The organism is Brevundimonas sp. (assembly GCF_016463295.1).
Lineage (GTDB): Bacteria > Pseudomonadota > Alphaproteobacteria > Caulobacterales > Caulobacteraceae > Brevundimonas.
This window is the reverse complement of sequence record NZ_JAEMRO010000005.1, coordinates 1-20,038: the sequence shown is the minus strand read 5'-3', so window position 1 is coordinate 20,038 and position 20,038 is coordinate 1. Positions and strand designations below refer to the sequence as shown.

Below are 20,038 nucleotides of genomic sequence, written 5' to 3'. Positions count from 1 at the left end.
GGTCTCCGTCACACAGCCTGAAGGAACGCCGCGATCCGGGCTGCGTCCTTAACACCGGGCGCGCTTTCGACGCCAGAGGACACGTCCAGCAGCGGTGCGCCGCTGATCGCCGCAGCCTGGGCCGCATTCTCGGGATTCAGCCCACCGGCGAGGAACCAGGGACGGCGATAGGTGCGGCCCTGCATCATGGCCCAGTCGAACCGTGCGCCCATGCCGCCGGGCAGGTCCGAGCCCTCGGGCGGTCGCGCGTCAAACATCAGATGGTCGGCGACGGTGTCCCAACTATCGGCGGCCTGGAGATCCTCAGGCGTCGAAACCGGCAGGGCCTTGATGATCCCGGCGCCGGTCAGACGGCGCACCTGCTTCGCCCGCTCAGGCGTTTCAGAGCCGTGGAGCTGGATCAGGTCCGGCTTCAGGATCAGGGCGATCTCGGTCAGCAGAGCGTCATCCGCATTGACGGTGACGGCCACGATCTTGGCCCGCCCTCGTGCCCGCTCGAACAGCGTCGCGGCATGCAAGGGGGCGATGTGGCGCGGACTTTTCGGAAACACCACCGCTCCCACGAACGCTGCGCCATGGTCCAGCGCGGCATCCAGAGTATCAGGCGTCGTGAGCCCGCAGATCTTGACGCTGGTCATAGGTCGATCGTGTCCATGCCTTCGATCATCGCCGCTTCCCGCATATCGTGATCGAGCGTCGCCACAGCCAGTCCTGCCTGCCGCGCAATGGCCAGATGAAGGGCGTCAGGTGCGCGAAGACGCGGATGTCTCCGCATCAGCATCCGGGCTTCATGAAATCGCTCGCGGTGAACTTCCAGAACGGTCCCTCCCTGGGCCCATCGGTCGAACGCCATCTCGGCGATGTTGCGCTCGCGCTCGCTCAGTATTCTGGCGCGAACGAGGTGCGACAGGGCCGATGTGAATTCTGTCAGTGTCCAGTCGCTCAGCGCGACGGCGGGCGCGGTTGCCGCCCATGTCCGGGTGACCGTGGCATGCGCGTCGCTGATGAAAAAGGAGACGACCACACTGGTATCCAGATAGGTCCTCAATACCGATATCCGCGCCGCATCTCGGCAACATGCGCAGCCGTATCGACAGGACCGGATGCAGGTTCGACCCGATTGGCGTCAAGCCACTCCAGATCGAGTTTGAAGCCGGTTTCCGGCCTGGACTCCGGCTCCAGCCGAGCGATTGCTTTTCCGCGACGGGTGATGACCACATCTTCGCCCGCCAGCATGCGGTCCAGCAGCTTGGGCAGATTATTCTTGGCTTCCGCGACGGAGTAGTGGGTCATGGGTGCAATATAGCCATCTGGATGGCCATGGTCGAGTCACGGCCTGTACAGGTCCGCATCCGGATCGGTCTTCCCACGGATCGCCGCCGCGACGACCTGGCTGGCGATCACCGAATAGGTGATGCCGTTACCGCCCAGGCCCATGACGGCCCAGCTGTGGGCCATGTCGGGAACGGGGGCGATAGACGGCAGGCTGTCGCTGCTTTCGCCGAAGGCGGCGGCCCAGCTGTAATCCACTTCGAACTCCAGATCGGGGAGCAAGCCTTTGAGCTTGGCGGCAATGGTGTCGCGCTTGCGCTTCAGCTTGGCCAGGTCCTCATGGGCGTCGGGCGATTCCTCGTCCTCGCCGCCGACGATCAGCCGACCGTCACCCCCCATGCGGAAATAGAGATAGGGGTCGGACCCTTCCCAGACGAGGGTGTCCTTAAGCCACCGGGGGCAGGTCGCGCGCGGCTTCGAGGCCAGGGCCCAGGAGGAAATGATCTTCGCGCCCGGCGTCGGCACACCCTCGGGGAACTCATAGCCGCAGCAGAAGATCAGATGTTTCGTCCGCACCGCATGGCCGGCGTCGGTCAGCAGGGTAACCCCGTCCGGATCGCTGACCGCCTTCATGACCTCGACAGGGGAATAGACCTTGGTCCCGTTCGCTTGGGCCCGTCGCAACAGACCGGCAGCCAGTCGGCCAGGATCGGCGCTGGCCGAGCCCGTGTTGAAGATGGCCCCGGTGCGATCGATGCCGAACCTGTCGCGCAGTTCGGCGGGCCCGACGTAGCTGCTGTCCAAGCCGATGGCGGCGCGGGCCTCGGCCTCGGCTTCCAGCGCGCGGTGCCCATAGGTGTCGCCGGCCAGATACAGCGACGACTGTTCCTTCAGGCCGCAGACGATCCGCTCCTCCGCCACGATCCGCTTCAGGGCCTGGACCGCGTCGAAGGACCGCAGATAGGCGCGACGCGCCTGCTCCGCCCCGATCTTGTCGGTCAGGGCGGTCAGCGGAAGGTCGATCTCCCACTGCAGCATGGCGGTCGAGGCCAGGGTCGACCCTGTCAGCGGGGGGCGGCGATCCAGCACGGCGACGGAATGATCGCGGCTCAGTTCGCGCGCCATGAAGGCCCCGGTGATGCCGGCCCCCACGATGGCGACATCGACAGAGATAGCCGCCTTCAGGGGATGCACAGGGACGCCCAGGCCCGGGCTGTCCGCCCAGAGCGGTCGGCTGGTTCGCAAATCCCGCTTGTGTGTCGCGCCGCTCATGTCCGTCGTCTCCAGGGCGCAGGCTAAAGCGGCGACAAGCCTTGCGGTTCCGTCAGGCGAAGATCAGCGCAATCTCGTCCGGCGTCATCAGCCGCCACTGACCGGGCTCCAGATCGCCCGGCAGGCTCAGACCCCCGATCCGCTCGCGGTGCAGGGCCTCGACATGATTGCCGACCGCCGCGAACATCCGCCGCACCATATGATAGCGCCCCTCCGTCACGGTCAGTCGCGCCTCGGTCGGCGACAGCACCTCCAGAACGGCGGGCGACAGGGGCTTGTCCTCGCCCTCCAGCACCAGACCGCCCGCCTCGAATACCGCCTGTTCGGTGCCGACCAGCGGTCGGGCCAGGGTGGCGCGGTAAACCTTGGCCACATGGCGTCTGGGCGAAATCACCCGATGCAGCAGGTCGCCGTCGTCGGTTAGCAGCAGCAGACCTGTCGTCTGCTTGTCCAGCCGGCCTATGGTCGAAATGGCCGGGTCGCGCCTGCGCCAGCGATCGGGCAGGACATCATAGACCAGCGCCCCGTCCTCCTTGCGCGAACAGGTCATGCCCAGGGGCTTGTGCAGCATCATGACCAGGCCGGCGGGCGGGTCCAGCGGTCGGCCGTCCACCTGCATCCGGCTCGGCAGGTCGGGTGTGACGGGAATGCGCCTGGCCACATCGGTCAGTTCAACCCCGTCCAGCACGATGCCGCCCGCCCGACCCAGCCGCGCCATCTCGGTGCGGGACCCATAGCCGAGGGAGCCCAAAAGCTTGTCCACTCGGCTTGTGGGGACTTTTTTGGGTGCCCTATCGCCCGTCGGGCTAGTTGAGGGCAGGGTCACTTCACCGCCTCGAACAGCTTGTAGCCGCCCGCATCGGCGACCATGCGCACGCGCTTGAAGGCGGCGTTGAGCTCGGCCTCATAGGGCAGGTGCCGGTTGGCGACGCACCACAGGACGCTGCCCTTGCCCAGCATTTCGGCCGCCTTGCGGATGAAGGCCTGACCCAGGCGTCTGTCCTCGCTTCCACCGTCATGGAAGGGCGGGTTCATGACCACGAAGTCCAGATCGCCCGCGGCGTCCAGCGAGCGAACATCGCCCCAGTCGATTGTGACGCGGGCATCCTCGACATTGCGCCGGGCCGCCTCGACCGCGCGCCGGTCCAGATCGACCATGTGCAGGGCCGTCACGGTGGGCGACTTCAGAACGACGGTGCTCAGCGCCCCATAGCCGCAGCCCAGGTCCGCCCCGCGGCCCTTCATGGGCGGCAGGTGCTGGGCCAACAGCAGCGATCCGGCATCGATCCGGTCCCAGGCAAAGACCCCGGGCTGGGACCAGGCGTCCAGCCCCTCGACCAGACGCGGGGCCCCGGCCGCGATGGCCGCGTCCAGACCCGTCGCCGTCTCGGGCGCGGTGACGACGCAGCGCCGATGGTGGGCCTTGGCCGTCTCGCCGACGGTGACACCCAGCGCCTCCAGCTCCTTCTTCAGGCGCGAGCCGCCCTTGTCCTTGGGTGCCATGACATCCAGCCGTCCACCGGGCTTCAGTGCCCGTAATGCCAGGCCCAGGGTGTAGCGCCGCTCCAGCACGCCGGGCGGGGCATAGATCATGATGTCGTCGACCGAGCCGGGCGCGGCGTCCTCCAGCGAGGCCGAACCGGGGATCAGGGGCGAGACCTGGGTCGCATCGCCGGGCGGATCGAAGACGGCGGGCGGGCGGCCATAAAGGAGCGTCGTTGTCATCGCGCGGCTCTTATCCCCTTTCTGCGCTCAGGCGAAGCTGGCGACCCCGGAACAAATCCGGCACAAGGCCCCGATGCTGGCCGACTCAGTCCGTAACGCCCCCTCGCCGACCCTGGACGACGCCCGCGAAACCCTGGAGCGGGTTTGGGGGCATGCCGATTTTCGGGGGCTGCAGTCACAGGTGGTCGCCGAGATTCTGGCGGGCCGAAACGTGCTGGCCGTCCTGCCGACCGGCGGAGGCAAGTCGGTCTGTTATCAGATACCGGCCATTCTGCGGCCCGGCCTGGGTCTGGTTGTCTCGCCGCTGATCGCCCTGATGACCGATCAGGTCGAGGCGCTGAAACAGCAGGGGGTGGCGGCGGCGCGACTGGACTCCGGCGTCTCGATGGACGACCGGTCCGAAATCTGGCGGCAAGCGCGGGCGGGTCAGCTGGACCTGCTCTATGTCTCACCCGAGGGATTGGCCCAGCCGCATCTGATCGATCGGCTGCGCGACCTGCCACTGTCCCTCATAGCCATCGACGAGGCCCACTGTGTCTCGCAATGGGGACATGATTTCCGACCCGACTATCGCGGTCTGGGGCGGTTGGCGGAGCTGTTCCCGTGTGTGCCGCGCATTGCCGTGACGGCCACCGCCGATGCCAGGACGCGCGAAGACATCGTCGCCTCCCTGCGCCTGGACGGGGCCCGGGTTCTGGTCGACAGCTTCGCCCGCCCGAACCTGCAACTGTCCGCCGAGCGCAAGGAGAACGGCTCGCGCGCCAAGGCCGATGCCCATGTGATCGAGCTGGTCCGCCAGAGGCGGGGGAAGTCGGGCGTCGTCTATTGCGGCAGTCGCGACGGCTGCGAGCGCGTGGCCGGGGCCCTGCGCGACGCCGGCGTCAATGCCATCGCCTATCATGCGGGCATGGATGCGCGGCAGCGCGACCGCCTACTGGCGCGTTTCCTGGCCGAGGACGGGGCGGTCATGGTCGCCACCATCGCCTTCGGCATGGGGGTGGACAAGGCGGACGTCCGCTTCGTCATCCACGCCGATCCGCCCGGGTCACTGGAGGCCTATTGGCAGGAGATCGGGCGCGCGGGCCGCGACGGCGAACCGGCCGAAGGCATCACCCTGTATGGTCCCTCCGACATCGCCTGGACGCTGAAGCGGCTGGACGGTCGCCCGATGGCCGAGGAGGTCAAGGCGGTCCAGGTGTCGAAGGCCCGCCGCCTCTATGCCATGCTGGACGGAGCCACCTGCCGACCCCAGGCGGTGCGGCGTTATTTTGGCGAGACCGATGCCCAGATTTGCGGCGTCTGCGACCTGTGTCTCGATCCGCCCGCCGTCTTCGATGCGACGGTGCTGGCCCAAAAAGCCCTGGCGGCGGTCCAGCGGCTGGGCGAGCGGTTCGGCAAGACCCGAGTCGTCGACCATCTGCTGGGCAAGACGCGGGATGTGCAGGGCTGGGAGACGGCGCTGTCGACCTGGGGCATCGGGGCGGACGCCGCCAGTCACACCTGGCGCGACGTGGTCGATCACCTGATGTTCGACGGCCTGCTGGTCGAGGACCCCAACGATGGCAAGCCGCTGATCCGGCTGGGTGAGCCTGAGGCCGTGCGCGCCGTCTATCGTGGCGAGCGGGTCGTGGAGGTCCGCAATGCCCCGGCCCGCGCCTCATCGTCCCCGCGCGAGCGCACCCGCACGGGCCGTAACGCCGCGTTGGAGACGATGGAGGCCGATGTCCGCGCTCGGTTCGAGGCCCTGCGCGCCTGGCGCCGCGACCGCGCCGCCGAACAGCGGGTGCCGCCCTATGTCATCTTCCAGGACAAGACCTTGCTGGAAATCGCCTTGGCCGAGCCGGGCGATCTTAACACTCTGGGCCATATCGCCGGGGTCGGTCAGACCAAATTGGACCGGTATGGCAAGGCCGTACTGGATACCTTGAGTCAGGTCGGGGCCTGAGACCCGCGTTCGGTCGGTAACCATAAGGCAAGGCTTTGCCAATCTCGCCTTAAACTTTTGGGTGCAGGGTCGCCGGGTGATCCTGAATTGTGCGCCCTCTCCGATCGACAAACTGGCGATCGCCGTCGTGCATCAGCCCGAGCGCGCGCAAGTTCCGCCGTCGGGTGCGCGCGAGGACGCCCTGCGGTTCCTGCTTCAGACCGCTGCCGATGCGAAGATCACCAAGGTCGCCACCCGCCCCGACGGTGACGGCGAACGCTGGCTGGGTCAGGCCTGGCCGTTCCCCTCGCCGTTTCAAGTCACGGTCCGCACCATGCCCATTTCCGACGGCGTGGACCGGATCGAGGCGCGGGCGCGTCGCTCGCTGGAGCGACTGGGTCTGCCGCGCGGCGACGCCCTGCTGATTTCCAGCGCCGCCGACCTGGCCGGGGCCGAGGGTCGCGCCCTGTGGGACCGTCTCTCGGCGCTGAAGGATCGCGGCCTGTTCAAGCGGATCGGCTTCTGCGCCACCGTCGAGGACGGCCCGGCCCTGCTGGCCCGGCGGTTCCAGCCCGACATCGTGCAACTGCCCGTCAATATGCTGGACCAGCGCGCGCATCGCACCGGCGTGCTGAGCGAACTGGCGGCGCTCGGCGTCGATATCCATGCCTCGTCGGTGTTTGCGGACGGCCTGCTTTTCGTGAGCGGCGAGGCCTTGCCGCCGGACATGGCGCGGCACAGCCATGCCCTGTCGCGCATCCGCCGCCGCCTGGCCGAAACACGGGTCGATCCCATGCAGGCGACCCTGGCCTATGCCCTTGGATTGCCGGAAGTGTCCGCCGTGGTCGCCAGCGTGGCCTCGGCCGCCGAACTGCGTGCCACCATCGCCGCCGCCCATGCGCCCGCGCCGGGCCTGGACTGGGAAGCGCTGCAGCTGGAGCCGGCGACCATCGCCACCGGCTCCGCCGCCCGGATCAGTAGCGCAGCCTGATCCCGACGTAGCCGGAGCGCCCCGGCTCGCCATAACCCAGCACCTGCTGATATCGCTCGTCCGCCAGGTTCTCGATCCGCGCGGTCAGCGTCACCGCATCCGTCAGGGCATAGGCCGCATTCAGATTGGCCGTGACGAAGCCCTCGCGAGTGGCCGTGGCGAATCCGCCCGAGTCGTCCTGATCGCCTTCAGCCCTGACGGTCAAAGCCCCCGACAGCCGCTCGCCAGTCCAGCCCAGGGTGGCCGAGCCCGCGTGTTCCGGTACGCGCAGCAAGCGGGCACCGGTCGTGCGATCCTCGGCATCGGTCCAGGCATAGGCGAGCGTCAGGTTGAAACCGCCGCCCAGCAGGGCGCGTCCCTCCAGCTCCACGCCATCGGACCGCGTCTCGGCCACATTGATGTAGCGGCCCGCGACATAGCTGATCTGGTTCTCGACGTTCAGGCGATAGACGGTGGCCCGGCCCTCGATACGGCCATCGGACGACGCCCATCCCACAGTCAGTTCGAAGCTGTCGGCCGTCTCCGGAACCAGTTCGGGATAGGGCAGGGGTGCAAAGCAGAAATCGCACACCGCCTGGCTGACCGACGGAGCCTTGAAGCCGGTGCCGTAAGCGCCCGAGACGATGAAACCGCCGTCCAGCCTGTAGGCCGCCGAGACCCGCCCCGTCGTCTCCGAGCCGAAGTCGTCAGTGTCGTCCCAGCGCAGGGCCCCGGACAGGTTCAGCCGCTCGGTCGCGTCATAGCGGGCGACGCCGAAGATCGAGGTGGTGCCCAGATCGTCTTCCAACCCGCTGGATAGACTGCCTGACGTCTCCTCGCGCTCCACGCCGAACGCATAGTTCAGGGTGTCACCAGATTGGCCATCCGCCTGCCAGCGATAGACCTGGCGATCCGCCTCGAAGCGCGAGGGGAAGTCGGAGATGGTGTCGCGCACGATGTCGGAGGCCGAGACGCTGAACTGGTGGTCCAGGCCCAGGGCCTTCAGACGCACGCGTCCAAAGCCGGACCATTGCTCGCTCTCGGTGGTGTCCAGCGTGTCGGCCAGGGCGAAGCTCGGGGCAGGAAAGCCGTCCAAATCGGCTTGGCTGTTCGACCAGCGCGCCGCCCCGTCGATTGAGACGGTATCGGTAAAGGCATAGCGGCCCTTGGCCCCGACGGTGGTGTTCTCGAACCCGTCGGCCTCGGGGTTGCCGTCGGCCTCGTCCGCGGCACTGATCCCGTCCGTGTCGAAGCGCGAGACCCAGGCCCCGAAGGCATAGGTCTCATTGGCCATGCCTGCCGCCAGTCGCCCGCGCAGGGTGCCGAACGACCCCGCCTCTGCCTCGGCACGCATCCCGTCCACCTCCTGGGTGGTGAAGGCAATCACCCCGCCGATGGCGTCGGACCCCCACAGCGACGACTGCGGTCCCGACAGCACCTCGATACGGTCGATGTCGCCCAGCTCGAAGCCGGAAAAGTCATAGGCCCCGGCGATTTCGGCGGGGTCGTTGACCGGCACGCCATCGACCAGGACCAAGGTCTTGCCCGGCACGGCCCCGCGCATGCGGACCTGGGCTACGCCGCCGAAGGCTCCGCTGCGAACGACCGACAGGCCGGGCACGTCGGCCAGGATATCGGCGGCAAAGACCGCGCCGCGCTGTTCGATGGTCGCGCGGTCGATGACGCGCGCCCCGGGCGTCTCGGCGACGATGGCGGGGATGCGGGTGGCCGTGACGACCACCTCTTGGAGTTCAGGAACATCCTGAGACCAGGCAGGCGCGGCGAAACCGACCGCCGCCAGGGCGGTCGAGAGGAAGAGATGACGCTTCATGTGAGCGGCTCCGTATGGCCCCGGCGTCGCGCGCGACGGGACGATGAAAGCGACCAACCCGCTCCGGACAGGTCCGGAACGGCGCAGAGATCGGGTCGCTTCGACGGAACATCCCTGCCGGTGTCAGCAGGGGGCAGGCCCCACGCCTCTGTCTGGTCCCGGACAGCGGACGAGCGACGGGGGGCGGCCAGGTCTCCTGGCTTGCGGATCGGCGGTCCATGTCCACACCTTCCCAGTTGTCTTGACGACGCCCAGTGGTGCCGGGATTGCGCCCGGATCGAACGACGGACCTCCCCGCCTACAGTTGCGGGCACAGCCGCGGTATCTGACCGCGTTCCCTTAACCGCCTGTCGTGTTTGTCGCAGTGCAACACGTGTTGCGCAAGAGGGTCAGCCGCGCCGCGCCTGCACCTTGGCCGCGCGCCGGGCGACGGACTTGCGCGGATCGGCCATCAACCGCGCGATATGCGGGACGAGCCAGCGATCGAGCTCGGGGTCGGTCCTCGCCCATTCGGCCAAGGTCTCCAGCGTGCAGATCAGGACGATCCAGTCCGTTGCGGACGCCAGGTTGGACTTCAGCAGCCTCCTGGCCCTCGCCCTCTGATCCTCGCTCATGTCGTCGGCCAGGCGCTGGAAAAGCTGCGCCAGGGTCCATCGCGCCGAATCCTGATCCAGCCGTCCCACATCGTCGATCAGGGGGTCGATCAGCGGCACCAGCCAGTCGTGGCGCTCGGCCTCGATCCGCTTCATGGCATTCGAGACCCGCAGGCGGACCACCGGGTCGGCGCTACCGTAGCAGGCGAACAGCTCGCCCAACCGCTCTCTGTCGGCCAGCACCAAATCGACGACCTCGACGGTGCGCCCCAAGGAATTGGGGTGACCGCCGCTGAGCATGGATTCGAAGCTGCCCATCCTGGCCTCCATGATGGATCAGGTCACCTTTCCAGCTTGAGGCGATCCGCACAATCCGCCACCCTGTGGCGCTCCCATGAACGCTCCCCTCGTCCATCCGCCGAAAGTCGATCCCGTACCCTCTGCTGAGGGAACGACGCCGGTCATGGCCCAGTTTCTGGCGGCCAAGGCCAGCCAGCCGGATGCCATCGTCTTCTTCCGCATGGGCGACTTCTACGAGCTGTTTTTCAAGGATGCGGAGATCGCTTCGGCGGCGCTCGGCATCACCCTGACCAAGCGGGGGAAGCACCAGGGCGAGGACATTCCCATGGCCGGGGTGCCGGTGCATGCGCTGGACGGCTATCTGGCACGGCTGATCCGCCAGGGGTTCAAGGCCGCCATCTGCGAACAGATGGAGGCGCCGTCCGAGGCCCGCAAACGCGGCTCCAAGGCCGTGGTCCACCGCGACATCGTGCGGGTGGTGACGCCCGGCACCCTGACCGAGGACAGTCTGCTGGACGCCCGCGGGGCCAACCGGCTGGCGGCGGTGGCGGTGCGCAAGGGCCGGGCGGCTGTGGCGGTGGTCGAGCTGTCGGCCGGGACCGTCGATGCCGTCGCCTGTGCGCTGGAGGATCTGGGTGCGACCCTGGCGTCATTCCGGCCCTCCGAGGTGCTTGTGCCGGACCGCCTGTTTTCGGACGAGGCCACCAAGGATGCGCTGAACGGCTCGGGCGGGGTGGTGCAGGCCCTACCCCAGGCCCTGGCCGAACCCGTCGGGGCGCGGGTGCGGATCGAGCGGCTGTATGGCGTCGCCTCGCTGGACGGGTTCGGCGCGTTCGAGGAGGCGGAGGTCTCGGCCTTGGGCCTGATCGCCGCCTATCTGGACACGACGCAGGCCGGCCGCATCCCGGCCCTGACCCCGCCGCGCCGCTCGGGCGAGACCGGCTTTCTGGCCATCGATCCGGCCACACGCCAGAGCCTGGAGATCGACCGCACCCAGCGCGGCGAGCGTGAGGGGTCGCTGCTGGCCTGTATCGACCGGACGGTAACGTCCGGCGGCGCGCGGGCCCTGGCCGAGCGGATCGCCCGGCCCCTGCGCGATCCCGTCGCCATCAATCACGGCCTGGATGCGGTCGAATGGCTGCTGGAGCGCCGAGACCTGCGGCGCGATCTGCGCGACACATTGCGCGCCTCGGCCGATGTGGCGCGCGCGACCTCGCGGCTGGTGCTGGGGCGGGGCGGGCCGCGCGACCTGGCCGCCGTGCGCACGGCCCTGGCCACTGCCGAACGGATCGCGGGCCTCTTTCCGCCCGAGCGCGATCCCCTGACCGGCGCGCCCGCCCGCATCGCCGCCTGTCTGGACCGGCTCAGCCTGTCGCCAGACCTGGCGCGGCTGCAGATCGACCTGACCGAGGGTCTGGTCGCCGAGCCGCCGCATCTGGCCCGCGACGGCGGCTTCGTGGCACCCGGCTATCGCCCGGAACTGGAGGCGGCCCGCACCCTGCGCGACGACAGCCGCCGCGTCGTCGCCGATCTGGAAGCCAGGGCCGTCGCCGACAGCGGCGTGCCCTTCAAGATCAGGCACAATGCCGTGCTGGGCTATTTCCTGGAGACCTCAGCCAAGGCGGCCGAGCCACTGCTGCGCCCCTCGGAGGCCAGCCCCTTCATCCACCGCCAGACCTTGGCCAATCAGGTGCGGTTCACCACCGTCGAACTGTCCGAACTGGATGCGAAGATAAGCCAGGCCGGTCACCGCGCCCTGGCCATCGAGGGCGAGACCTTCGAGGGCTGGCGGCGCACGGTCCAGGCGCTCGCCCTGCCGCTTCAGGACGTGGCCGAGGCCCTGGCCGAACTGGACGCCCATGCCGCCCTTTCCGAATGGTCCGAGGAGGTGGGGGCGGTCCGACCCGTTGTGGACGACACCACCTGTTTCGAAGTCACCGCGGGTCGCCATCCGGTGGTCGAGGCGGCGGTCAAGAAGTCAGGCGAACCTTACACGCCCAACGACTGCCGACTGGATGGCTCCGGTAGCGCCTGCGCCCGCCTGTCGATCGTCACCGGGCCCAATATGGCGGGTAAATCGACCTTCCTGCGCCAGAACGCTCTGCTGGTCGTGCTGGCTCAAGCCGGGGTCTTCGTGCCCGCCCGCGCCATGCGGCTGGGCGTCGTTGATCGGCTATTCAGCCGCGTGGGAGCCGGCGACGACTTGGCGCGTGGTCGCTCGACCTTCATGATGGAGATGGTAGAGACCGCCGCCATCCTGACCCAGGCGACGGACGCCAGCTTCGTCGTGCTGGACGAGATCGGGCGCGGCACCGCCACCTATGACGGCCTGGCCATCGCCTGGGCCGTGGCCGAGGCCCTGCATGACCGCAACCGGGCCCGCACTCTGTTCGCCACCCACTATCACGAGCTGGCTGGGCTGGAGACGCGGCTGGCCCATGTCTGCAACCTGTCCATGAAGGCGCGGGAGTGGAACGGCGAACTGGTCTTCCTGCACGAGGCCGCGCCAGGGGCCGCCGACCGCTCCTATGGTGTGCAGGTCGCCCGGCTGGCCGGTGTGCCGACTGCCGTGGTCAGCCGCGCCCGCGAAGTGCTGGATCGGCTGGAGGGCGAGAAGGCCGCGGTCAGCAATCTGTCCGACCTGCCCTTGTTCGCTATCGCCGAGCCGCCTGCCCCGCCGCCCCCCTCCGTCGTCGAGGACGCGCTGAAGGGGATCGAGCCGGATGAGCTGTCGCCGCGTGAGGCGCTGGAGGCCCTGTACCGGCTGAAGGGTCTGGCGGGCCGGTGATAGACGCCCTCGATGCGCGACTTGTCGAGGCGGCCGCTTCTTCAAGTGGCCCGACCGCCGTCGCTGCCATCCTGCGAGAAACCTGGGAGGCCGCGCGTGCTCGCGCAGGACGGCGTCTGGAAGCAGGCGGCGAAGGCGTCGAAGTGGCCCGGCTGTATTGCGCCGCCGCTGACGACCTGCTGACGGCGCTGTGGCGGGTGACGACGGAGACCCTCTATCCCGCGCACAATCCGACGGCGGCCGAACGTCTGAGCCTGATCACGGTCGGGGGCTACGGACGCGGCGTTCTGGCCCCCTATTCGGACCTGGACCTGCTGTTCCTGCGGCCCTGGAAGTCCAGTCCGCGCACCGAGCAGGTGATCGAGTTCATGCTCCATGTCCTGTGGGATCTGGGGTTGAAGGTGGGTCAGTCCGCGCGGTCGTTGGATGAATGCCTGGCCTTGGCAAGGACCGACATGACCATCCGCACCACCCTGCTGGAAGCGCGCTATCTGGCCGGGGATGTGGCCCTGGCCGAGGAGTTCGAGCAGAAATTCCGGGCTCTGGTCGAAAAGGCCGACCCTCGTGCCTTCATCGCCGCCAAGCTGGAGGAGCGCGACGTCCGCCACCAGAAGACCGGTGCCGTCCGCTATCGCGTCGAGCCGAACGTCAAGGACGGCAAGGGCGGCCTGCGCGACCTCAACACCCTGTTCTGGATCGCCCGTTCGCTGGCTCCTGAAAGCCCGCTGGGCGCGCGCGTTCTCGATGACCTGCTGACGGCGCGAGAGCGGCGGACGTTCGAGGAGGCGTTCGACTTCCTGTGGCGCACGCGGGCGCATCTGCACCGGGTGGCGGGACGGGCCGAAGAGAAGCTGACCTTCGACCTCCAGCCCGAGATCGCTCGCCGCATGGGCTGGCACGGGCGGGGGGACGAGCCGGCGGTGGAGCGGTTCATGCGGCGCTACTTTCTGGTCGCGCGCGATGTCGGGGCTCTGACCCGGGCCATGTCGGCCAAGCTGGAGGCCCGGCACCAGAAGCGGACGATGAGCCTGTCGCGCCTGATCCCCGGCCGCAGGCGAAAGCTGGGCGTGGAGGGTTTCATCGAGGATGCGGGCCGGCTGTCGGTCACGGGGGCGGACGTCTTCGCCCAGACCCCGGAGAAGCTGCTCTATCTGTTCCGGGTGGCGGACCAGCATGATCTGGACCTGCACCCCGATGCCTTTTCCGCGGTGACGCGCTCCCTGTCGCTGGTCACCCCGTCGCTGCGACGGGACCCGGAGGCGACGCGGGCCTTCCTCGACATCCTGGCGCAGGGTCAAAGGCCATATCGCGTCCTGACCCTGATGAACGAGACGGGCCTGCTGGGCCGGTTCCTGCCGGAATGGGGGCGGATCGTCGGTCAGACCCAGTTCAACATGTACCACGCCTATACGGTCGACGAGCACACGCTCCAGGCCATCGGCATCATCAACGACATCTGGCGTGGCAAGCTGAAGGCCGACCATCCGACCGCGACCGAGATCGTCCACCGCATCGACGACTTCGAGGCCCTGATGCTGGCCATGTTGCTGCATGACGTGGGTAAGGGCGGCGATAGGGGCCAGCTGGAGGACGGAGCCATCGCCGCGCGCCGGGCCTGCTACCGGCTGGGGCTGGACCCGCGCCGGACCGAGTTCGTGGTCTGGCTGGTCCTGAACCATCTGGCTCTCAGTGATTATGCCCAGAAACGCGACGTCTCGGACCCGGCGACGGTGCGGGCCTTTGCCGATCTGGTCGGCGATCCGGAACGGCTGCGGACACTGCTGGTGCTGACCGTGGCCGACATCCGCGCCGTCGGACCGGGCGTCTGGAACGGCTGGAAGGGCCAGCTGATCCGCGACCTTTATCAGCGGACGGAGGCAGTGTTCCGGGGAGAGACGGTGACGGGGGCCGAGCCTCTGGATGACCATCCCGAGCTGGTGGCCGAGGCCCTGGACAAGGGCGCATCGGCGCAGGTGCTGACGACGACCGATTCCGAAACCGCCAGCGCCGCGACGCGGGTGGCGGTGGCCGCGCGCGACCGGCCCGGCCTGTTCGTCGATCTGGCGCGGGCCCTGGCCGAGGCGGGGGCGGACGTCGTCGGGGCCCGGGTGGCCACCGCTGCGGACGGTATGGCGCTGGACGTGTTCGAGCTTCAGGACGGGGCAGGTGCCCCCTATGGCCAGGCCGAGCCGCGTCGTCTCACGCGGCTGATCGCAACCCTGGAAGCCGCCGCGCGGGGCAAGAGCCGTGCCGCAAACCTGCCCACTTCCGCACCCAACCCTCGCCGGGCCGCCTTCGACGTGCGCCCCACCGTCATCATCGATCTGGACCAGACGCCGGGCGCAGCGGTGGTAGAGGTGTCCGGGGCCGACCGCCCCGGCCTGCTGGCCGATCTGGCCCGCACCTTGGCCGACCATCGCCTGTCGATCCGCTCGGCTCATATCGCCGGTTTCGGCGAGCGGGCGGTGGACAGTTTCTACGTCACGGACGCGAAGGGCCGGACGCCAAAGCCCGGCAAGGCGCTGGATGCCCTGCGGCGCGATCTCGAGCTCGTACTGGATCGACAGGCCGAGCCGGGCCCACGCCAGTCCGCCCCCGTCCGCGCCAGCGTGCGCGACGTCTCCGATCTGGGGCGAGAGCGCAAATCAATGCCCGTATCGCGCCCGCCGGAAGCGGTCTAAACCGCGCCTGATATCCTCCACCGGACCATGGCCTTGACCCCGACCGACAAGCCGACGGCTTCCAGCAACGCCTCCGAGCCGATCGAGCCCGCCGCTGCCGTGCCCACGGCCTCGGCCACGACGGAGCCGTTGGTCCAACCGCCCGCCTCGGGGCCGACGTCCGGCAAGGGCGGCGGCATGATGCGGTCGTCGGCCATCTTCAGCGGCCTGACCCTGGTCAGCCGGTTCGCCGGTTTCGCACGCGACGTGGTCATCTCGGCGGCGCTGGGGGCCTCGGCGGGACCGGCGGCCGATGCCTACAACACCGCCCTGAACTTCCCCAACCTGTTCCGGCGCATCTTCGCCGAGGGGGCTTTCGCCGCCGCCTTCGTGCCCGCCTATGCCAAGACTCTGGAGACCGAGGGCGAGGCCGTCGCCGACAAGGTGGCCACCGATGCCCTGGCCGCCGTCGCCTTCGCCACCGTCATCCTGACCGTCGTCGCCCAGCTGACGATGCCGTGGCTGATGACCGTCATCAACGTCGGCTTTCTCGACGATCCGGCCCGGTTCAAGCTGGCGGTGATCCTGACCCAGATCACCATGCCCTATCTGCCTTGCATGGCCATCGCAGCCTTGTTGTCCGGCGTGCTGAACGCGCGGGGCCGGTTCATCGTCTCGGGGGCCTATCCGATCCTGCTGAACCTGATCATGCTGGCCGCCGTCATTCCGGCCCAGGGCGACCAGATCGGGGCCGCCTATGCCGCCTCCTGGGCCGTGCTGGCCGCCGGGATTTCGCAGGCCGGCGTCTGCTGGTGGGCGGCGCGCAAGGCCGGGGCCGACATCCGCCTGAGCCTGCCGCGCCTGACCCCGCCGGTGAAGGCCATCATCATCACCGCCGTGCCCGCCGCCATCGGTAATTCCGCGACCCAGATCAACGTCTTCATCTCGGGCAATCTGTCCAGCTTCATCGCGGGCGGTCGGACCTGGCTGGCCACGGCGGATCGCCTGTATCAGCTGCCTCTGGGATTGGTCGGGGTGGCCATCGGCATCGCCCTTTTGCCGCGCCTGTCCCGGGCCGTGGCGTCACAGGATCTGGGCCAGCAGCAGGCCTCGATGGACGAGGCCCTGACCTTATCGATGGCGCTGACGTTACCTGCGGCGGCGGCCCTTATGGCCATGCCCTATTTCCTGATCGATGCCCTGTTCACGCGCGGGGCCTTTCTGCAGGTCGACGCTATCAACACGGCGCATGCCCTGTTCCAGTTCGGCTGGGGTGTACCGGCCTTCGTGCTGATCCGCATCCTGGCCCCGGCCTTCTTCGCGCGGGGCGATACGCGCACGCCGATGAAATATGCCCTGGTCTCGGTCGTGGTGAATGCTGTGCTGGCCATCGGCCTGTTCCAGCTGGGCTGGGGCATCGCCGGGATCGCGGCGGCGGTGTCGGGCGCCGCCTGGGCCAATGTGCTGCTGCTGGGCGGCACCCTGTGGCGTCGGGGTCTCTATCGGCCCAGTGCGCAGGCCCTGTCGCGGCTCGTGCGGATCGGGCTGGCGGCTGCTGGTCTGGCCGTCGTCGTGGCCATGGCGACCTCGGCGCGACCGATGATCGAAGCGCCCGTCGCGCAAGGCCTGTCGGCGTTGAACCTGAGCGTCGGAGCCAAGGAGGTCGCCTTGCTGCTGGTCACGGCGGTCGGCGGTCTGACCTATCTGGCCCTCGCCTTCCTCACGCGTGCCGTCACGGTCGCCGAGGTGCGCGGTCTGCTGCGACGAAGCCGCTAGGTCTTTGCCTTGCCGTCCATGGCACGAGGCGATAAGCGCGAGGCCATGACCGACACCGCCCCGACCACCGCTCCAACCGCATCAGCCTATCAAGGCCCTCGCCGCATCCTGTCCGGCATCCAGGCCTCCGGTGCCCTGCATCTGGGCAACTATCTGGGGGCGTTGAAGCGGTTCACCGAGCTCCAGGATCAGGGCGCGCCCTGCTTCCTGTTCGTGGCCGATATGCACGCGATCACCGTCTGGCAGGAACCGGCCAAACTGGCCGACCAGACGCGAGAGATCGCCGCCGCCTATCTGGCCAGCGGCCTCGATCCCGCTCGCTCGATCATCTTCCCGCAGTCGGCCGTGCGCGCCCATGCGGACCTGGCCTGGGTGTTCAACTGCGTCGCCCGCCTCGGCTGGCTGGACCGGATGACCCAGTTCAAGGAGAAGTCGGGCAAGCACAAGGAGCGGTCCTCGGTCGGCCTCTACACCTACCCGGTGCTCCAGGCGGCCGACATCCTGCTGTACAAGGCCACCGAGGTGCCGACTGGCGAGGACCAGAAACAGCATCTGGAACTGACCCGCGACATCGCCCAGAAGTTCAACAACGACTTCGGCGTGCCCGGCTTCTTCCCCTTGCCCGAACCCCTGACCCAAGGGCCTGCGCCGCGGGTCATGTCCCTGCGCGACGGCTCGGCCAAGATGAGCAAGTCCGACCCGTCAGACCAGTCGCGCATCAACCTGACCGACGACGCCGACACCATCGTAGCCAAGATCCGCAAGGCCCGCTCCGACGCCGATGTCCTGCCGGACACCCTGGAGGGGCTGAACGACCGGCCCGAGGCGAAGAACCTGGTCACCATCTATGCGGCCCTGGCCGACCTGACCCGCGAACAGGTTCTGGCCCGGTACGCCGGTCAGGGTTTCGGGGCCTTCAAGCCCGCCCTGGCCGAACGGGCCGTCGAGGCCATGGCTCCCGTCACCGCCGAAATGCGCCGCCTGATGGCCGACCCCGCCGAGATCGATCGGATTCTGAAAGACGGTGCCGAACGCGCCTCCGCCATCGCCGATCCGGTGGTGGATGAGGTGAAGAAGATCGTTGGATTCTGGCGGGGGTGAGGCCGCCGGTCGCTCAGGCGGCAGGCATCATCCTGGGGGCGTCGGCCTCGCTATCGCTAGAGGCTGTCCCGATCGATGCCGCCCGACCCGTTTGGACTGGTGCCGCCGGCCTCATGAAGACGACGCTCAGCAGATAGCCGATGATGGCGCTGCCGCCATAGCCCACCAGCGGCGTGGGATAGTTGCCCATCATCGCGGCGATGACCACCAGCGACCAGATGGATCCGAAAACCAGGCCCGTCGTTCGGTCGCCCGCTCGCATCGCCTGAGCCGCCGCCGGGGCGACCAGCAGCAGAACCCCTATCGCCAGGCCGGTGCCGACGAGTGGGTGCACCTCGAAGGACGAAAACAGGATCTGGTCGACGAAGGGCGAGATGCCGCCTCGATCAGGACGGACGACCGTCACCACGAAGCCGACGAGCGCGCCGAGGGCCAGCCACAGGTCGCGGCGCTCGCGTCGCATCAGCGCAAGGACGACCAGCGATCCGACCAGAACCCCGGCCATGGCGCGATCGGGCTGGGCCGCCGTGCCCGCGATTGACAGCGCCAGTCCCGCCGCCGTCCACCCGCTGCCACTTCGGACGTGCAGCATGACCAGAAGGGGCACGAACAGCAGACTCGGCTGCACGATCAGTCCGCCGACACCGATCCAGCGGGATGACCCGTCGGCCTGAAGGCCCAGCAGCGCTGTCGCCAGCAGGCTGGTCCCCAGCAGCGGCGCGATCAGCGCGATCCGCTCTGCCTTCAGGCTCCGTGACTGAGACAGCCATAGGCAAAGACCTATCCCGATCAACAGGGCGGCCAGATTGATGATGATCAGACGGTCCGGCGCGCCGCCCAGGGTCATATAGACGGTGCCCAGACCGACGGCGGCGATCGCACAGGCGATGCCGATGATCGGGTCGCGCGACGCAGTGCCGAAGGATTGCGGGTTCATATCGGCGTCTCCTGGGTTGCCGGACGGTGAGCGAGATCGGGCACGCTGGATAAGGGACGCGACCCGGTCCCTGACCGCAGCACACAAGGCGGTCCAGACGCAGCCCAGCGCAAACGCGACCGCCCGGGGTCCTTCAGCAATGGACGCGGTCTCGTGCACCATCGCCTCGGCCCAATCGCGCTGGCCGGGCGGCATGAGATGAAGAGCGAGACGAGCGATACCTCCGGCAATGGACCGCCACCGGGGGGGCGTCACCGTACGCTTTCCGGCGTTGGAGACACTGCCGCATCCGGGCTCTCTTCGGCCAGGGCGTGGGCGAACTGCAGACCGCTCTGGGTCAGTCGATAGACGTGTCGAGGCGGGCGACCTGGCTCATCCGATGCCCGCCACTCCGCCTCCAGCAGGCCGTCCGCATTCAATCGGATCAGCAGCGGATAGAGGGTTCCGGACTTCAGCCCGGTGACGCGTGCCAGGTCATAGCCGTGACGCCAGGCCCACGGGCTGGCCAGCTCCTGAAGGAGACGACGGGTGGCAGGAGATGGCGCGCGGGAGCGAGGCATGAGATAAATCTACATAGGTAGATTTATCCGTCAAGACTTTTGAATGCGCTCCAGCCGGGCGACGAAGAAGCCGTCCAGCCCGCCCTTCTCTGCCCACATGGACGGCAGGATGCGCAGCCAGCCTTCGGGGGTCAGGGCCTCTTCGGGCGCGCCGATGTCGGCGGGCACGGCAGGCGTCGTGCGGAAGGCCGGGTTGCGGCGCAGGAAGGCGATCACTTGCGTTTCGCCCTCCTCGCGTTCCAGCGAACAGACGCAATAGACCAGACGTCCGCCCGGCTTGACCCGTTCGGCGGCGGCATCCAGCAGGCGGTGCTGGACGTCGGCCAGTT

At 68.4% G+C, this 20,038-nt stretch carries 16 protein-coding genes, 1 pseudogene and 1 riboswitch; of the genes and pseudogenes, 6 read left to right on the top strand and 11 right to left on the bottom strand.

The genetic code is table 11. The annotated features are described in order from the left end of the window. Positions 1–8: 8 nt before the first annotated feature. From JHC81_RS02910 to JHC81_RS02885, 6 genes are all read right to left on the bottom strand, one after another. Positions 9–638 (bottom strand): phosphoribosylanthranilate isomerase, encoded by a 630-nt coding sequence (locus JHC81_RS02910; RefSeq protein ID WP_292170420.1) that lies wholly within the window; start codon positions 636–638, stop codon positions 9–11. Further along, the gene (locus JHC81_RS02905) at positions 635–1,048 is read right to left on the bottom strand and encodes a type II toxin-antitoxin system VapC family toxin (RefSeq protein ID WP_292170417.1); all 414 of its coding nucleotides are present in this window, start codon (positions 1,046–1,048) and stop codon (positions 635–637) included. Before JHC81_RS02905 ends, JHC81_RS02910 begins: the two co-directional genes overlap by 4 nt. Next, entirely contained in the window at positions 1,045–1,293 is a 249-nt protein-coding gene (locus tag JHC81_RS02900; RefSeq protein WP_292170414.1) for a type II toxin-antitoxin system prevent-host-death family antitoxin, read from the bottom strand. The genes JHC81_RS02905 and JHC81_RS02900 overlap by 4 nt, the downstream gene beginning before the upstream one ends. 36 nt (positions 1,294–1,329) lie before the next feature. Continuing rightward, positions 1,330–2,544, bottom strand: coding sequence for an FAD-binding oxidoreductase (locus tag JHC81_RS02895; RefSeq protein WP_292170410.1), 1,215 nt, complete (start codon positions 2,542–2,544; stop codon positions 1,330–1,332). A gap of 52 nt (positions 2,545–2,596) precedes the next feature. Then, the gene (locus tag JHC81_RS02890; protein ID WP_292170528.1) at positions 2,597–3,262 is read right to left on the bottom strand and encodes a pseudouridine synthase; all 666 of its coding nucleotides are present in this window, start codon (positions 3,260–3,262) and stop codon (positions 2,597–2,599) included. Positions 3,263–3,366: 104 nt separating this feature from the next. Then, complete coding sequence (locus JHC81_RS02885; RefSeq protein WP_292170406.1) at positions 3,367–4,269, bottom strand: class I SAM-dependent methyltransferase; 903 nt, start codon at positions 4,267–4,269, stop codon at positions 3,367–3,369. A gap of 73 nt (positions 4,270–4,342) precedes the next feature. Between JHC81_RS02885 and recQ the strand changes: the two genes are divergently transcribed. Together recQ and JHC81_RS02875 are read left to right on the top strand one after the other, a co-directional pair. Beyond that, a complete protein-coding gene (recQ, locus tag JHC81_RS02880) occupies positions 4,343–6,214 on the top strand; it encodes a DNA helicase RecQ (protein WP_292170404.1) in 1,872 nt (623 codons plus the stop codon). 76 nt (positions 6,215–6,290) lie between these two features. After that, positions 6,291–7,184: an aldo/keto reductase gene (locus JHC81_RS02875; protein ID WP_292170401.1), complete on the top strand. Its 894-nt coding sequence runs from the start codon at positions 6,291–6,293 to the stop codon at positions 7,182–7,184. Here the strand turns inward: JHC81_RS02875 and JHC81_RS02870 are convergent. After that, positions 7,168–8,994 carry a TonB-dependent receptor gene (locus JHC81_RS02870; protein WP_292170398.1) on the bottom strand — a complete coding sequence of 609 codons (1,827 nt, stop codon included), beginning with the start codon at positions 8,992–8,994 and terminating at the stop codon, positions 7,168–7,170. The genes JHC81_RS02875 and JHC81_RS02870 overlap by 17 nt on opposite strands. 168 nt (positions 8,995–9,162) lie before the next feature. Continuing rightward, positions 9,163–9,372, bottom strand: a riboswitch (cobalamin riboswitch). Positions 9,373–9,383: 11 nt separating this feature from the next. After that, positions 9,384–9,905 (bottom strand): hypothetical protein, encoded by a 522-nt coding sequence (locus JHC81_RS02865; RefSeq protein ID WP_292170395.1) that lies wholly within the window; start codon positions 9,903–9,905, stop codon positions 9,384–9,386. Between the two features lie 76 nt (positions 9,906–9,981). Between JHC81_RS02865 and mutS the strand changes: the two genes are divergently transcribed. The 4 genes from mutS to trpS all read left to right on the top strand — a co-directional run bounded on the left by mutS (position 9,982) and on the right by trpS (position 18,212). After that, complete coding sequence (gene mutS, locus JHC81_RS02860) at positions 9,982–12,675, top strand: DNA mismatch repair protein MutS (protein WP_292170392.1); 2,694 nt, start codon at positions 9,982–9,984, stop codon at positions 12,673–12,675. After that, on the top strand, positions 12,672–15,356 hold the full coding sequence (glnD, locus tag JHC81_RS02855) for a [protein-PII] uridylyltransferase (RefSeq protein WP_292170391.1): 2,685 nt from the start codon (positions 12,672–12,674) through the stop codon (positions 15,354–15,356). Before mutS ends, glnD begins: the two co-directional genes overlap by 4 nt. 177 nt (positions 15,357–15,533) lie before the next feature. Beyond that, a complete protein-coding gene (gene murJ / locus JHC81_RS02850; RefSeq protein WP_292170526.1) occupies positions 15,534–17,111 on the top strand; it encodes a murein biosynthesis integral membrane protein MurJ in 1,578 nt (525 codons plus the stop codon). A 45-nt stretch (positions 17,112–17,156) separates the two neighbouring features. After that, positions 17,157–18,212: a tryptophan--tRNA ligase gene (trpS, locus tag JHC81_RS02845; RefSeq protein ID WP_292170389.1), complete on the top strand. Its 1,056-nt coding sequence runs from the start codon at positions 17,157–17,159 to the stop codon at positions 18,210–18,212. A 13-nt stretch (positions 18,213–18,225) separates the two neighbouring features. Here trpS and JHC81_RS02840 read toward each other — a convergent pair whose 3' ends face one another. The 3 genes and pseudogenes from JHC81_RS02840 to JHC81_RS02830 form a co-directional block, all read right to left on the bottom strand. Continuing rightward, positions 18,226–19,149 carry a hypothetical protein gene (locus tag JHC81_RS02840; protein WP_292170387.1) on the bottom strand — a complete coding sequence of 308 codons (924 nt, stop codon included), beginning with the start codon at positions 19,147–19,149 and terminating at the stop codon, positions 18,226–18,228. A 251-nt stretch (positions 19,150–19,400) separates the two neighbouring features. Beyond that, positions 19,401–19,709 (bottom strand): PadR family transcriptional regulator, encoded by a 309-nt coding sequence (locus JHC81_RS02835; protein WP_292170384.1) that lies wholly within the window; start codon positions 19,707–19,709, stop codon positions 19,401–19,403. A gap of 30 nt (positions 19,710–19,739) precedes the next feature. Then, positions 19,740–20,038: pseudogene (locus tag JHC81_RS02830) on the bottom strand (rRNA methyltransferase); the annotation flags it as partial.

What these genes read in the sequence shown, in the direction of transcription:
- JHC81_RS02895 (WP_292170410.1), bottom strand. Translation starts at nt 2,544, where the DNA reads ATGAGCGGCGCGACACACAAGCGGGATTTGCGAACCAGCCGACCGCTC.
- recQ (WP_292170404.1), top strand. Translation starts at nt 4,343, where the DNA reads ATGCTGGCCGACTCAGTCCGTAACGCCCCCTCGCCGACCCTGGACGAC.
- JHC81_RS02885 (WP_292170406.1), bottom strand. Translation starts at nt 4,269, where the DNA reads ATGACAACGACGCTCCTTTATGGCCGCCCGCCCGCCGTCTTCGATCCG.
- JHC81_RS02870 (WP_292170398.1), bottom strand. Translation starts at nt 8,994, where the DNA reads ATGAAGCGTCATCTCTTCCTCTCGACCGCCCTGGCGGCGGTCGGTTTC.
- JHC81_RS02840 (WP_292170387.1), bottom strand. Translation starts at nt 19,149, where the DNA reads ATGAACCCGCAATCCTTCGGCACTGCGTCGCGCGACCCGATCATCGGC.
- JHC81_RS02835 (WP_292170384.1), bottom strand. Translation starts at nt 19,709, where the DNA reads ATGCCTCGCTCCCGCGCGCCATCTCCTGCCACCCGTCGTCTCCTTCAG.
- JHC81_RS02900 (WP_292170414.1), bottom strand. Translation starts at nt 1,293, where the DNA reads ATGACCCACTACTCCGTCGCGGAAGCCAAGAATAATCTGCCCAAGCTG.
- JHC81_RS02865 (WP_292170395.1), bottom strand. Translation starts at nt 9,905, where the DNA reads ATGGGCAGCTTCGAATCCATGCTCAGCGGCGGTCACCCCAATTCCTTG.
- murJ (WP_292170526.1), top strand. Translation starts at nt 15,534, where the DNA reads ATGATGCGGTCGTCGGCCATCTTCAGCGGCCTGACCCTGGTCAGCCGG.
- trpS (WP_292170389.1), top strand. Translation starts at nt 17,157, where the DNA reads ATGACCGACACCGCCCCGACCACCGCTCCAACCGCATCAGCCTATCAA.
- JHC81_RS02890 (WP_292170528.1), bottom strand. Translation starts at nt 3,262, where the DNA reads ATGGCGCGGCTGGGTCGGGCGGGCGGCATCGTGCTGGACGGGGTTGAA.
- JHC81_RS02910 (WP_292170420.1), bottom strand. Translation starts at nt 638, where the DNA reads ATGACCAGCGTCAAGATCTGCGGGCTCACGACGCCTGATACTCTGGAT.
- mutS (WP_292170392.1), top strand. Translation starts at nt 9,982, where the DNA reads ATGAACGCTCCCCTCGTCCATCCGCCGAAAGTCGATCCCGTACCCTCT.